At 53.1% G+C, this 13293-nt stretch carries 13 protein-coding genes; 9 read left to right on the plus strand and 4 right to left on the minus strand.

Going from position 1 to position 13293, the window contains the following annotated elements; all coding sequences use genetic code 11:
• Nucleotides 1-20 precede the first annotated feature (20 nt).
• Nucleotides 21-587, plus strand: coding sequence for an NUDIX hydrolase YfcD (yfcD, locus tag WM46_RS01675; protein WP_042317782.1), 567 nt, complete (start codon nucleotides 21-23; stop codon nucleotides 585-587).
• 4 nt (nucleotides 588-591) lie between these two features.
• Here yfcD and WM46_RS01680 read toward each other — a convergent pair whose 3' ends face one another.
• Nucleotides 592-1611 (minus strand): LacI family DNA-binding transcriptional regulator, encoded by a 1020-nt coding sequence (locus WM46_RS01680; protein ID WP_061077909.1) that lies wholly within the window; start codon nucleotides 1609-1611, stop codon nucleotides 592-594.
• A gap of 246 nt (nucleotides 1612-1857) precedes the next feature.
• On the opposite strand from WM46_RS01680, the gene WM46_RS01685 reads away from it, so the two are divergent.
• The 5 genes from WM46_RS01685 to WM46_RS01705 all read left to right on the plus strand — a co-directional run bounded on the left by WM46_RS01685 (nucleotide 1858) and on the right by WM46_RS01705 (nucleotide 5888).
• Nucleotides 1858-2301 (plus strand): PTS sugar transporter subunit IIA, encoded by a 444-nt coding sequence (locus tag WM46_RS01685; RefSeq protein WP_102601257.1) that lies wholly within the window; start codon nucleotides 1858-1860, stop codon nucleotides 2299-2301.
• Between the two features lie 78 nt (nucleotides 2302-2379).
• Nucleotides 2380-2652 (plus strand): PTS sugar transporter subunit IIB, encoded by a 273-nt coding sequence (locus tag WM46_RS01690; RefSeq protein WP_061074817.1) that lies wholly within the window; start codon nucleotides 2380-2382, stop codon nucleotides 2650-2652.
• Nucleotides 2653-2723: 71 nt separating this feature from the next.
• Nucleotides 2724-4115, plus strand: a complete 1392-nt coding sequence (locus tag WM46_RS01695) for a PTS ascorbate transporter subunit IIC (RefSeq protein WP_061074816.1) — start codon at nucleotides 2724-2726, stop codon at nucleotides 4113-4115.
• The gene (locus WM46_RS01700) at nucleotides 4112-4942 is read left to right on the plus strand and encodes a transketolase (protein ID WP_102601258.1); all 831 of its coding nucleotides are present in this window, start codon (nucleotides 4112-4114) and stop codon (nucleotides 4940-4942) included. Before WM46_RS01695 ends, WM46_RS01700 begins: the two co-directional genes overlap by 4 nt.
• Nucleotides 4935-5888, plus strand: a complete 954-nt coding sequence (locus WM46_RS01705; RefSeq protein ID WP_102601259.1) for a transketolase family protein — start codon at nucleotides 4935-4937, stop codon at nucleotides 5886-5888. Before WM46_RS01700 ends, WM46_RS01705 begins: the two co-directional genes overlap by 8 nt.
• Before the next feature lie 46 nt (nucleotides 5889-5934).
• Here the strand turns inward: WM46_RS01705 and yfcC are convergent, their stop codons facing one another.
• The 3 genes from yfcC to ackA all read right to left on the minus strand — a co-directional run bounded on the left by yfcC (nucleotide 5935) and on the right by ackA (nucleotide 11180).
• A complete protein-coding gene (gene yfcC, locus WM46_RS01710; RefSeq protein WP_061074813.1) occupies nucleotides 5935-7455 on the minus strand; it encodes a putative basic amino acid antiporter YfcC in 1521 nt (506 codons plus the stop codon).
• A 186-nt stretch (nucleotides 7456-7641) separates the two neighbouring features.
• Nucleotides 7642-9783, minus strand: a complete 2142-nt coding sequence (gene pta, locus WM46_RS01715) for a phosphate acetyltransferase (RefSeq protein ID WP_061074812.1) — start codon at nucleotides 9781-9783, stop codon at nucleotides 7642-7644.
• A gap of 194 nt (nucleotides 9784-9977) precedes the next feature.
• On the minus strand, nucleotides 9978-11180 hold the full coding sequence (ackA, locus tag WM46_RS01720) for an acetate kinase (RefSeq protein ID WP_042317795.1): 1203 nt from the start codon (nucleotides 11178-11180) through the stop codon (nucleotides 9978-9980).
• A 338-nt stretch (nucleotides 11181-11518) separates the two neighbouring features.
• Between ackA and yfbV the strand changes: the two genes are divergently transcribed.
• The 3 genes from yfbV to WM46_RS01735 all read left to right on the plus strand — a co-directional run bounded on the left by yfbV (nucleotide 11519) and on the right by WM46_RS01735 (nucleotide 13222).
• Nucleotides 11519-11974 carry a terminus macrodomain insulation protein YfbV gene (gene yfbV, locus WM46_RS01725; protein WP_042317796.1) on the plus strand — a complete coding sequence of 152 codons (456 nt, stop codon included), beginning with the start codon at nucleotides 11519-11521 and terminating at the stop codon, nucleotides 11972-11974.
• An 83-nt stretch (nucleotides 11975-12057) separates the two neighbouring features.
• Complete coding sequence (locus WM46_RS01730; protein ID WP_042290698.1) at nucleotides 12058-12552, plus strand: YfbU family protein; 495 nt, start codon at nucleotides 12058-12060, stop codon at nucleotides 12550-12552.
• On the plus strand, nucleotides 12545-13222 hold the full coding sequence (locus WM46_RS01735) for a sugar phosphatase (protein ID WP_071887570.1): 678 nt from the start codon (nucleotides 12545-12547) through the stop codon (nucleotides 13220-13222). The genes WM46_RS01730 and WM46_RS01735 overlap by 8 nt, the downstream gene beginning before the upstream one ends.
• Nucleotides 13223-13293: the final 71 nt, after the last annotated feature.

Genomic DNA, 13293 nt, shown 5'->3' on the forward strand with positions numbered 1-13293 from the left:
CAGAAAAAGAAGGTTTCCTGATGGTGGAACAGCGTCGTTTGGCAAGTACGGAATGGGTGGATATTGTGAATGAAGACAACGAAGTCATTGCACAATCCAGCCGGGAACAGATGCGAGCGCAGGGCCTGCGTCATCGTGCGACCTATATTGTTGTACACGACGGAATGGGCAAAATACTGGTGCAACGTCGTACCGAGACAAAAGACTTTTTACCCGGAATGTTAGATGCCACTGCCGGTGGCGTTGTGCAGGCTGATGAACAACTGCTGGACTCTGCCCGCCGTGAAGCAGAAGAAGAGTTAGGCATCGCCGGTGTGCCATTCGCCGAACACGGCCAGTTCTACTTTGAAGATAAGAACTGTCGCGTCTGGGGCGCGCTGTTCAGCTGTGTGTCGCACGGCCCGTTCGCCTTGCAGGAAGAAGAGGTCAGCGAAGTATGCTGGCTGACGCCGGAAGAAATTACTGCCCGCTGTGATGAATTCACGCCTGACTCCCTGAAGGCGCTGGCGTTGTGGATGACCCGCAACGCAAAAAATGAAGCCGCAAGGTCAGAGTCGCAACAGGAGAAGCAGGAAGAGGCGGAGTAAAAACTCAGCAACTTTCCCGCACGCTTAAACTGGAGGCGATCGGTTTTTGATCGCTCCAGTTACCATCCTCAAACCGCGCCAGTAACGCACGTCCGGCCTCAATACCAATCTTACGATGTGGCACCGCCATTGTAGTTAACGGCGGCTGGCAAACTTTGCTCACATCACTATCGCCAAATCCGACTACCGCCAGATCGTCAGGTACCTTGATGCGCCGTCGTTGGCATTCGTACAGCACACCGCAAGCCAGTTCATCCGACACGCAAACCAGCGCGTCGAGCTCGGGCCAGGCGAGAATAAACTCGGGAAGCTGCGAGGCCCCGGTGGAGAAGTTGGGGGGGAGTGCCGCATTAATAACCCGATTCGGCGACATGTGGTGGCGCAGCATTGCCTTATACCAGCCCTGCAAATGTTGCTGAAAAATCCACTGTTCCTGATTGGCGCAAAGCAGTCCGATGTTCTGATAGCCGCGCTGAATCAACATTTCGGTGAGTTCAAACATTGCTGCGACGTTATCGATACCAATGTTCATATCAATGGGATCGCTACGAATTGCCCCCATCTCCATGACCGGAATCCTGGCGTTTTTCAGCCAGTTGCGTACGGTGTCACTGTGCTCGACGCTGAGCAAAATGGCGGCGGCGATATTGGAGGCCAGCAGCGTCTCCAGCAGTTTTTCTTCCTGTTCCAGACGATGACGGGACTCTGCCAGCATAATCTGGTATCCGGCGGGCTGTAGTACCTCCTGCAATCCGGCAAACATTTCCGAGCAGCCAGCTTCTGAGAGATTCGGCACCACCATCGCAATGGTTCGTGATGACGCAGACGCCAGCGCGCTCGCCACCAGATTAGGCATATAGCCCAGTTCGTGCACGGCAGCGTCTATCTTTTCCCGGAGCTTATCGGAAACCTGTTCAGGTGTGCGCAATGCACGGGAGACGGTCATGGTGCCGACACCGGCAAGTTGAGCGACATCAGCAATGGTCACTTTGCCTGTACTACGTCGTTTTCGGGTCAGAGACATACACAATCCTGCGCAATTACAACCGGTTGAGCCGTTTTTTATCGTCATTTTTCTTCGTATGCGGGGCAAGTATACGCCTTTAATGACGTTGATTGCTGTGATTTTACCCGGCAATTGTATTTTGATAGCGCTATCACATATCTGAACGATATCTTTTGATAGCGCTATCTTTGTGAGAAAGATCGCAGATAAGGTTTCAGGGGTTGAATAAAGTTTGCTCACATCGAGTAAAAATAAGGAGCGGACGTGCTGAATAAATGGTTAACGGAGACAACCATCATGCTGCGCGAGAGCGTCGAAGACTGGCAACAGGCGCTTGAGTGGTGCGCCAGACCTTTGCTTGCTGCTGGGGTGATTACACCGGATTACCTCACCGCAATTGTCGCGCAGCATCATCAACTGGGACCTTATTACGTCCTGGCGCCAGGTCTGGCGATGCCGCATGCCAGACCGGAAGAAGGAGCAAGGACATTAGGGCTCTCGTTGTTAAAACTGAAACACGGTGTTTCATTTGACGCAGGCGAATTTGATCCTGTTGATATTATTATCATGCTGGCGGCGCCGGATAAACATAGCCATATTTCCATGATATCCGCACTGGCTGAATTATTTTCAAGTGACGAGGACCTGGCGCAATTACATCAGGCAACAACGCGGGAGGAAATTAAAAAAATCATTTCACGTTTCTGATGTAAGTCATTACGGCATTATCGATACATGACGCGAAAGCGTGATGCGGACATGCATTACTTAAAAAAGGGGATAACAATGAAAATCATGGCGATTTGTGGCTCGGGGCTAGGCAGCAGTTTTATGGTCGAAATGAATATTAAAAAAGTGCTTAAAAAACTGAATATTCAGGCTGACGTTGAACATTCCGATCTCTCCTCCGCCACGCCGGGGGCCGCCGATCTGTTTGTAATGGCAAAAGATATCGCTGCCAGCGCCAGCGTACCGGAAGCGCAACTGGTTGTGATTAATAATATTATTGATATCAATGAACTGGAAGCGCAATTGTGCGCATGGTTCGACAAACAATAACTGTGAATGCACGCAATCATGCAAACGGCCTGGGGCGGTTTGAGCGTTGACGTGCATAAAGCGAGGTGGATATGTTCATCCTTGAAACGCTGAATTTTGTTGTTGATATTCTTAAAGTCCCCTCCGTGCTGGTAGGGTTAATTGCATTAATTGGCCTGGTAGCACAGAAGAAAGCTTTTTCCGATGTGATAAAAGGAACAATTAAAACGATTCTGGGATTTATTGTTCTTGGCGGTGGTGCAACAGTGCTGGTGGGGTCATTAAATCCGTTAGGCGGGATGTTCGAGCACGCATTTAATATTCAGGGTATTATACCTAATAACGAAGCAATTGTTTCAATCGCCCTCGAAAAATATGGTGCCTCAACAGCGCTTATTATGGCATTCGGGATGGTGGCGAATATTATTGTCGCTCGCTTCACGCGTCTGAAATACATCTTTCTGACCGGGCACCATACGTTTTATATGGCCTGTATGATTGGCGTCATTCTGACCGTCGCCGGATTCGATGGGATCGGTCTGGTCTTTACGGGATCATTGATTCTGGGGCTGGTAATGGCCTTTTTCCCCGCACTGGCGCAGCGTTACATGCGCCGGATCACCGGCAATGACGAGATTGCCTTTGGCCACTTCGGTACGCTGGGGTACGTGCTGTCAGGCTGGATTGGCAGCATTTGTGGCAAAGGTTCCCGTTCGACTGAAGAGATGAATTTACCGAAGAACCTGAGCTTCCTGCGCGATAGTTCAATCTCTATTTCTCTGACAATGATGATCATCTACCTGATTATGGCTATCAGCGCCGGTCGGGAGTATGTCGAAAGTACCTTCAGCGGCGGGCAGAACTATCTGGTCTACGCCATTATCATGGCGATCACTTTTGCTGCCGGGGTATTTATCATTCTGCAGGGCGTCCGTCTGATTCTGGCGGAAATCGTCCCGGCATTTACCGGCTTTTCTGAAAAACTGGTGCCTAACGCGCGGCCTGCGCTGGATTGCCCGGTGGTCTATCCCTATGCCCCGAATGCGGTACTGATTGGCTTTCTGTTCAGTTTTCTCGGCGGGCTGGTGGGGCTGTTTCTGCTGGGACAGATGAAGCTGGTGTTGATCCTGCCAGGCGTAGTGCCACACTTTTTCACTGGCGCAACGGCCGGCGTATTTGGTAATGCCACCGGTGGGCGTCGCGGGGCCATGATTGGCGCGTTCGCCAACGGTCTGTTAATCACCTTCCTGCCGGTTCTTCTCCTGCCCGTGCTCGGCGCGATTGGTTTTGCCAACACTACTTTCTCGGATGCTGATTTTGGCGTCATTGGCATCGTTCTTGGAAACCTGGCGCGCTATCTGTCACCTTTCGCCATCACGGGACTGGTTGTGGCGTTGTTTGCACTGCTGGTGGCCTGGAATCTGTTCGCGAAAAAACGGACGGTGGCGGGTCAGACTGAGGAAAATAATGGAGTTAAATCATGAGTGTGAAGGAGATAACCCAACTGGCGCGAGAGATTCGCATCGCAACCCTGAAATCGCTCATTCATCTCGGCTTTGGCCATTTTGGTGGCTGTATGTCAGTGGTCGAAACGCTGGCGGTTCTGTATGGCGAAGTGATGAATATTGATCCTGCCAATCCGGACTGGCCTGAGCGGGACTATTTCGTGCTGTCAAAAGGCCATGCCGGGCCGGCGCTGTATAGCACGCTGGCGTTGAAAGGCTACTTCCCCGTGGCAGAGTTGATCACGCTGAATCAGAATGGCACGCGCCTGCCTAGTCATCCGGACAGACTTAAAACACGTGGTGTTGATGCGACAACAGGGTCGCTGGGACAGGGCATTTCTATCGCTGGAGGGATGGCGCTGTCGCACAAATTGGCGCAGCGGGTGAACCGGGTATTTTGCATTGTTGGCGATGGCGAGCTCAATGAAGGGCAATGCTGGGAAGCGTTCCAGTTTATTGCCCACCATCGGCTGAACAACCTGACAGTCTTCGTCGACTGGAATAAACAGCAATTAGACGGTGAACTGGATGACATTATCAACCCGTTTTGTCTTGAAGATAAATTCCGTGCGTTTGGTTTTGAGGCGTTCACGGTGAAAGGGGATGATATCCCAGGACTGCTGGCAGTGGTGCAACCGGTTCTGGATGAACAGGCACGCCCACGCGTCGTGATTCTTGACAGCATTAAAGGACAGGGGGTGGCATATCTGGAGCAATTACCCAACTCACATCACCTGCGCCTGACAGATGAGACAAGACAAATGCTGAACGATAACCTTCGCCAACTGGAGGCTACGTATGATTAAGCTCGCGCCCGCAGGGCAAAAAGACAGTGTGGAGATGCGCAAGGTATATGCCGGTTTTGTCGCTAAAGAAGTGGCGGCAGGCAGCCCGATTATTGCGCTGGAAGCGGATTTGATGAGCTCCATGGCGATGGATGGCGTGGCGCGCGACTATCCGCAGCACGTCATTAATTGCGGCATCATGGAGGCAAATGTCATCGGCACTGCAGCGGGACTAGCTCTGACCGGCCGCAAGCCATTTGTGCATACCTTTACGGCGTTCGCCAGTCGCCGCTGTTTTGATCAGCTGTTTATGTCACTCGATTATCAGCGGAGTAACGTCAAAGTGATCGCCTCCGATGCCGGCGTGACCGCTTGTCATAACGGTGGAACGCACATGTCTTTCGAAGATATGGGTATCGTTCGCGGGCTGGCACATTCGGTGGTGTTGGAAGTCACTGACGCTGTCATGTTTGACGATATTTTACGTCAGTTGATTGAACTCGACGGGTTCTACTGGGTACGTACCATCCGTAAGCAGGCACCGAGTATTTACGCCCCGGGCTCGACCTTTACACTGGGGAAAGGGAATGTGTTGCGTGAAGGCGATGATGTCACCTTAATCGCCAATGGGATTATGGTCGCTGAAGCGCTGGAAGCCGCGCGCCAGTTGGACCGTATGGGCGTCAGTACGGCCGTCATTGACATGTTCACTCTCAAGCCTATCGATCGCATGCTGGTGAAGAACTATGCTGAAAAAACGGGGCGGATTGTGACTTGTGAAAATCACAGTATTCATAACGGACTAGGGTCTGCGGTTGCGGAAGTCCTGGTCGAAACCTGTCCAGTTCCGATGCGTCGGGTTGGCGTCAGGGAACGCTACGGACAAGTCGGTACCCAGGATTTCTTACAGGAAGAGTATGGACTTACCGCAGCGTCGATTGTGGCTGCGGTAAAATCATTGCTTTAGAAAGGAAAAGCCGGATAAGCGTTAACGCTTATCCGGCCTTTTGGGATCAGTGGTAGCCCATGATCTGCGCGCCAATCACCACTACGCTGGACATGATGAACAGCAGCCCCAGCAGCGTCGCGCCCACTTTCAGCCAGTTACGGAAATCCACCCGACAGACGCCTAATGTCGCCATCAGCGATGCAGAGGTCGGGTAGATGATGTGGCTAAAGCCATCGCCAAACTGGAATGCCAGTACGGTGACCTGACGGTTAACGCCTACCAGATCGCCGAGCGGCGCTAACAGCGGCATGGTCAGCGCTGCCTGGCCCGAGCCGGAAGTCACAAAGAAATTAAACACCGCCTGGAAGAGCAGCATAAACCACGCGGCAACGGCGTTGTCGAGTCCGCTGATGCCGTTGGCAATGCTGTGCAACAGCGTATTGAGCACGCTGGCGTCACCTGCTTCGCCGTTACCTACCAGCAGTAAAATGCCTTTGGCAAAACCTACCAGCAGGGCGGGGGCGATCATCATGCGGGCGCCTTCGGTGAAAGAGGAGGCCATTATGTTGACCGTCATGCCGTTAAGGCGGAAGACAACGGCGATAATGCCAATGACCAGGCCCATGGTGAAGAACTGGCTGGCTATTTCTGGAATAAACCACGCGTTGACGATAACGCCCCAGACTACCCAAACCATCACCCCGGTCAGAACCAGCAACACCAGCCAGTCGCCGATTGTGAAGCGCCGCTCGACAACGTCATCCTGCTGTTCGCGAAAGAAACGGTCAGATTCATGCACGCGTGACAGAAGCGGATTCTTTTTCACCCGCGAGGCATAGACCAGCGTAAACGTCAGGCCGATCAGCGTCGAAATAACCCATACCACGATGCGCAGACCAGAACCGGAGAGGACCGGTACGCCGGCAATACCCTGCGCGACCACCACGCAGAAGGGGTTCATCCACGAACTGGCAAAGCCAATTTGCGTCGCAATATAGGTCACTAGCACAGTGGTGATGCTGTCATAACCCAGTCGCACCATCAGCGGTGCGATGATGATCGCAAAGGCAACTGCCTCTTCCCCCATGCCGAACACCGCGCCGCCCAGCGAAAAGAGAATAAACAGCACCGGGATAAACAGCACCTCGTTGCCCTTGGTATGACGGATTAGCGCCAGGATGCCGTTATCAATGGTTCCCGTGCGCATAACGATGCCAAACGCGCCGCCAATCACCAGCATAAACATGATGATACCGACGGCGGTACCGAATTTAGAGCCGGAGGTCAGCCCTTCGAACGGGAAGTTCATCAGGCCCGGGCTTTCCTCGCCGGTAGTGAAGAACTTAACCGGATGATACTGCGCTTCACCGGCCTCGTTGGTCAGAATACGGAAAGAGTGGGGATCGACCACTTTACGGGTTTTTGTCTGACCATCTACCTGGTATTGCACCTCCTGGCTGTCGAACATCCCGACGGGGACAACCCAGGTCGCAAGGCTGGTTAAAATGGCGACAAAGAAAATAATGACCAACGTGTCGGGCATGGCCCATTTTCTGGTTGGCTGTGTTTCGGTTACTGCAGACATGAAAGACTATCCCTGTTGCAAAGCAAAGAGGCTAAGTATGCAAACAGGCGAATGGTTATTCATTGATACAGCGCAGTTAAGCGAAAAAATCAGATTTTACAGGGCTGAAAAGGAAGGAATAAAAAATCCGGAAACCATGACGATTTCCGGATTTGACTGGGCCCGTCAGAGCCCAGAGGAGGCAGCTTACTGCTGTTGTGAAGACTGAATCGCGGTCAGGGCGATGGTGTAGACGATATCGTCAACCAGCGCGCCACGGGACAGGTCGTTCACCGGCTTGCGCATACCCTGCAGCATCGGCCCGATGGAGATCAGGTCGGCAGAACGCTGTACCGCTTTGTAGGTGGTGTTACCGGTGTTCAGATCCGGGAAGATGAACACGGTAGCGCGACCCGCAACCGGAGAGTTCGGCGCTTTGGATTTTGCAACATCAGCCATCACTGCGGCATCGTACTGCAGCGGACCGTCGATCATCAGGTCAGGACGTTTTTCCTGCGCCAGACGGGTTGCTTCACGCACTTTCTCTACGTCGCTACCCGCACCAGAGGTGCCGGTGGAGTAGGAGAGCATCGCGACGCGCGGTTCGATACCAAAGGCAATGGCAGAGTCAGCAGACTGGATAGCGATTTCTGCCAGCTGTTCAGCGGTCGGATCCGGGTTGATCGCGCAGTCGCCGTAAACGTAAACCTGTTCCGGCAGCAGCATGAAGAATACGGAGGAAACCAGAGAACTGCCTGGCGCTGTTTTGATCAGCTGCAGCGGCGGACGAATGGTGTTAGCCGTAGTGTGAACGGCGCCTGATACCAGACCGTCAACTTCGTCTTGTTCCAGCATCAGCGTACCGAGAACCACGTTGTCTTCCAGCTGTTCGCGAGCAACGGTTTCGGTCATGCCTTTGCTCTTACGCAGTTCAACCAGACGCGCGACATAGCTTTCGCGAACCACTTCCGGGTCCACGATTTCGATGCCAGCGCCGAGTTCAACGCCCTGAGACGCCGCAACGCGGTTGATCTCTTCCGGGTTACCCAACAGCACGCAGGTTGCGATACCACGTTCAGCACAGATGGCTGCCGCTTTCACGGTACGCGGTTCGTCGCCTTCCGGCAGCACAACGCGTTTACCGGCTTTACGCGCCAGTTCGGTCAGCTGATAACGGAAGGCTGGCGGAGACAGACGGCGGCTACGCTCAGAGGTGGCGGTCAGAGACTCGATCCAGTCCGCGTTGATGTAGTTTGCCACGTATTCCTGAACTTTCTCGATGCGCTCGTGATCGTCAACCGGCACTTCCAGGTTGAAGCTCTGCAGGCTCAGAGAAGTTTGCCAGGTGTTGGTGTTCACCATGAATACCGGCAGGCCGGTTGCGAAAGCGCGTTCACACAGTTTAGAGATGCGCGCATCCATTTCGTAACCGCCGGTCAGCAGCAGGGCGCCGATTTCAACGCCGTTCATCGCGGCCAGACACGCGGCAACCAGCACGTCCGGACGGTCAGCGGAGGTGACCAGCAGGGAACCGGCACGGAAGTGTTCCAGCATGTGCGGAATGCTACGCGCACAGAAGGTTACAGACTTCACGCGACGTGTATTGATGTCGCCTTCGTTGACGATGGTGGCATTCAGGTGACGCGCCATGTCGATCGCACGGGTCGCGATCAGATCAAAGCTCCACGGTACTGCGCCGAGAACCGGCAGCGGACTGGTTGCGGTGAGCTGCGCCGGATCAACTTTTACGATCTGCGCTTTGGATGAGTCGTCGAAAATCTCAGACAGATCCGGGCGGGTACGGCCTTGTTCATCAACCGGGGCGTTCAGTTTGTTCACGATAACGCCGGTGATGTTGGTATTTTTTGCGCCGCCGAAGCTGCTGCGAGTCAGTTCAATACGCTCGTTCAGCTGTTCCGGCGTATCGGTGCCCTGAGACATTACGAAGACGATTTCCGCGTTCAGCGTTTTAGCGATTTCGTAGTTCAGAGACTGCGCGAACTGGTGTTTACGGGTTGGGACCAGGCCTTCAACCAGTACCACTTCTGCGTCTTTGGTGTTCGCATGGTAATTTGCGATGATCTCTTCCATCAGCACATCTTTCTGATTGCTGGACAGCAGAGACTCTACGTGGCTCATCTTCAGCGGTTCAGCCGCAGTGACAGAAGAGTTTGCACGAACGATAGCGGTGGTCTGGTCTGGCGCATCGCCACCGGCGCGTGGCTGGGCGATTGGCTTAAAGACACTCAGACGAACGCCTTTGCGTTCCATAGCGCGGATGACGCCGAGGCTGACGCTGGTCAGACCGACGCTGGTTCCGGTAGGGATCAGCATAATAATACGGGACACGGTTTATCCTCTTTCGTTACCGCCCGTTGGGCGGGTTACAAAACGGCACCACCAGCTCCCGTCATACTTCAAGTTGCATGTGCGTTAGCTTTCTTCGCTCACCCCAGTCACGTACTGGTGTACGCTCCTGGGGATTCGCTACGTCGCCGCCTTCCTGCAACTCGAATTATTAGGGTGTAGCTGGCGGTGTGAAATCAGGCAGTCAGACGGCTCGCGTCTTGCGCGATAACCAGTTCTTCGTTGGTTGGGATCACCACCGCAGGACGGGTACCTTCTTTGTTGATGAAACCGGATTTGCCGAAACGGGCAGCCAGGTTACGTTCATGATCAACTTCAAAGCCCAGCACGCCCAGTTTACCCAGGGACAGCTCGCGAACCATGGCCGCGTTCTCACCGATACCGCCGGTGAAGACAACCGCGTCCAGACGACCGTCCATCAGCGCCGTGTAGGAACCGATATACTTCGCCAGACGGTGGCAGTAAACGTCCATTGCACGTTTTGCGTCTTCTTTGGTGGTGTAGTTGTCTTCAACATAACGGCAGTCGCTGGTTACTTCGGTCAGACCCAGCAGGCCGGATTCTTTGGTCAGCATTTTGTTGATCTGATCAACGCTCATGCCCAGCGTGTCGTGCAGGTGGAAAATGATTGCCGGGTCGATGTCACCAGAGCGGGTACCCATCACCAGACCTTCCAGCGGGGTCAGGCCCATAGACGTATCAACACATTTACCATTGCGGATAGCAGAAACAGAACCCCCGTTGCCCAGGTGGCACGTGATGATGTTCAGTTCTTCTACCGGTTTGTTCAGCATTTTGGCCGCTTCCTGAGTAACGAAGAAGTGGCTGGTACCGTGCGCGCCATAACGACGAACGCCGTGTTCTTTGTACAGGCTGTACGGCAGGGCATAGAGGTAAGACTCTTCCGGCATGGTCTGATGGAACGCGGTGTCAAACACAGCCACGTTTTTGTCTTTCAATTGCGGGAAGGATTTCAGTGCTTCTGCAATCCCGATCAGGTGAGCCGGGTTATGCAGCGGTGCGAAAGAGGCAGAATCTTTGATGCCCTGAATAACAGAGTCATCAATAACCACGGAGCTGGTATACTTCTCGCCGCCGTGTACGATACGGTGACCGATTGCAGTCAACTGCGCAGACAGTTCTGGTTTTTGTGCCAGAATAGTATTAACGATAAAGTTCAGCGCTTCACTGTGAGCGGCGCCTGCACCTAAAGCCGCTTCTTGTTTACCGCCGTCCATTTTCCATTTGATACGTGCTTCTGGGAGATGGAAACATTCGGCTAAACCAGAAAGGTACTCTTCACCATTAACTGCATCGATGATTGCAAATTTCAGTGAGGAGCTACCGCAGTTCAGAACCAGTACTAACTTACTCGACATGGAAGTACCTATTATTGATACGTGGCTAAAAAAACGTCAGGGAGCCATAGAGCGTAGCGCAGTGTGACGCTGACATTTATGATTAACATCATGCCAGTTGTCTTTTTTGGCATGATGGAAGAAATACCTTTGAGTCTATGCCATTTTGCGTATTTTTCAGCCAATGGCATACTATATGTAAATTTGACGACTCAATGATTTTGGACTACAGGCCTTTTACAGGCCGCTACAGGATACCCGATAGTGGGTATCAATGACAAAATGTTTTGAACGTTGTCCCGTATAGTTGTTGTTTTGCACAAATATTTGAAATTTTATATGTGAAGTTGAGGTAAGCCATGTCGACGCCGGATCATCGCTCCGTAAATTTTTTTAGCCTTTTTCGTCGGGGGCAGCATTACTCAAAGACGTGGCCAATGGAAAAGCGCCTTGCACCCGTCTTTGTTGAGAACCGCGTGATACGGATGACACGTTACGCGATCCGCTTTATGCCGCCGATCGCCATCTTTACTCTGTGCTGGCAGATAGCACTGGGCGGCCAGTTAGGGCCTGCCGTCGCCACCGCGCTGTTCGCGCTCAGCCTGCCGATGCAGGGGCTGTGGTGGTTAGGAAAACGTTCCGTTACGCCACTGCCGCCCTCTATCCTGAACTGGTTCTATGAAGTCAGAGGCAAATTACAGGAGGCGGGGCAAGCGCTCTCCCCGGTTGAAGGGAAGCCAGATTATCAGGCGTTAGCTGACACGCTTAAGCGTGCCTTCAAACAACTGGATAAAACTTTCCTTGATGATTTGTAATTGCCCCCTGATTACGCATATAAAAGAAGGCATGTTAATGCCTTCTTTTTTTTCACCGTTGTAGAGTGATACAGGAGTCCCAAATGGAAATGACCAACGCTCAACGTCTTATTTTGTCTAATCAATACAAAATGATGACTATGCTCGATCCGACTAACGCCGAGCGTTATCGTCGTCTGCAGACGATTATTGAACGCGGTTACGGTCTGCAAATGCGCGAGCTGGATCGGGAATTTGGCGAGCTGAAAGAGGAAACCTGTCGTACGGTTATCGACATCATGGAGATGTATCACGCTCTGCACGTCTCCTGGGCCAATCTGAAAGATGCGCAAAGCATTGATGAGCGCCGGGTGACCTTCCTGGGCTTTGATGCCGCAACGGAAGCGCGCTACCTCGGCTATGTTCGCTTTATGGTGAATGTGGAAGGACGTTATACCCATTTTGATGCCGGCACGCACGGTTTCAACGCCCAGACCCCAATGTGGGAAAAATACCAGCGGATGTTAAGCGCGTGGCATGCCTGCCCGCGTCAGTATCATTTGAGCGCTAACGAAATCAACCAAATCATCAATGCCTGAGGAGGTGAACGTGCAGTGCAAGGGCTTTCTGTTTGACCTGGATGGAACGCTGGTTGACTCATTACCTGCAGTGGAACGCGCATGGTGTAACTGGGCCGATCGTTTTGGGCTGACGCATGACGAAGTGTTGAGTTTTGTTCATGGCAAACAGGCGATTACCTCTTTGCGCCATTTTATGGTGGGCAAGCCTGAGGCGGAAATCGCCGCGGAGTTTACGCGTCTGGAGCAAATTGAAGCGACAGAAACGGCGGGTATCACCGCGCTGCCTGGTGCGGTTGCGCTGCTTAACCATCTGAACAAGGCCGGGATCCCGTGGGCGATTGTGACATCAGGGTCGATGCCGGTCGCGCGCGCACGTCATCAGGTGGCTAACCTGCCAGCGCCGGAGGTTTTCGTGACCGCTGAGCGGGTCAAACGCGGTAAGCCTGAGCCGGATGCCTACCTGTTGGGCGCGCAACTGCTCGGTTTAGCGCCGCACGAATGTGCGGTGGTGGAGGATGCCCCCGCGGGCGTGCTCTCGGGACTGGCCGCAGGCTGCCATGTCATCGCGGTGAATGCCCCGGCGGACACGCCGCGTCTGGATGAGGTCGATTTCATCCTGACCAGCCTGGAGCAGCTTTCGGTGACCAAACAACCGAATGGTGATGTGGTTGTATTAAGAAATACCTGATCATGATTTAGCCCCGGCTTGTCGGGGCTTTTTTATGGCAGAATCATTCCATCTTCTCATCTGACAAGGAT

This window comes from Citrobacter freundii complex sp. CFNIH2 (genome assembly GCF_002880615.1).
In the GTDB taxonomy this organism is placed as follows: Bacteria; Pseudomonadota; Gammaproteobacteria; order Enterobacterales; family Enterobacteriaceae; genus Citrobacter_A; species Citrobacter_A amalonaticus_F.